We start from the raw sequence: 547 nt of genomic DNA, 5'->3' as shown, positions 1-547 counted from the left end.
CCGTTCATTAATTGAAGAAGCAAATCCTTGTCTAACCCAAGCGCCTCAACAATACCAGCAATCCGCGACTGTTCAGCCTGATTCTGGTAGTCATTGATGTAGTCTCTAAACGAATGACCATCAATTAATTTAGCATCACCACGCTGCAAATCATGTAAAAAGAGCTTGGCGTATCTTTGCTCGCCTTGGGTGAGCGATGCAAACGACTTGTGTAGCTCATTTAGTGTCGTTTCAACACTTGCAGAGTCTTTGTGTTGATTCAGCTCCTTTAAGTATTTATCAAATCGGCTGTTCATATAGTCGGCATCAATTTTGCCGGTATCTATTTCTGTTAAATAGCCACTGATATCGAAAGGAACATCACCGCCATCTGAGCCGCCGCCATCATCTTTACTAGCTAGCTCTTTGTAACGCAGGGCCAGCACCAAGTAGGTTTGCTGTTCTATGGCGAGCAACACTTCCCGATCAATACCGCCATCCTCTTCTGAGGCGTCAGTAAATGTGTAGACAGACTGCCCCCAATGCATTCCTTGCACTTTGGCAGCTT

The 547-nt window shown here is 45.2% G+C and carries 1 protein-coding gene; it reads right to left on the bottom strand.

What is annotated here, in order from left to right; all coding sequences use genetic code 11:
- On the bottom strand, nt 1-547 hold a 547-nt coding region (locus AACS18_RS07895; protein WP_219928013.1), incomplete at both ends, for a type I restriction endonuclease subunit R, EcoR124 family.

It is taken from the genome of Aeromonas sp. HMWF015, from assembly GCF_963878965.1.
GTDB classification, from domain to species: Bacteria; Pseudomonadota; Gammaproteobacteria; order Enterobacterales; family Aeromonadaceae; genus Aeromonas; species Aeromonas veronii.
The sequence above is the reverse complement of the archived record's forward strand: the minus strand, read 5'-3'. Positions and strand labels throughout refer to the sequence as shown.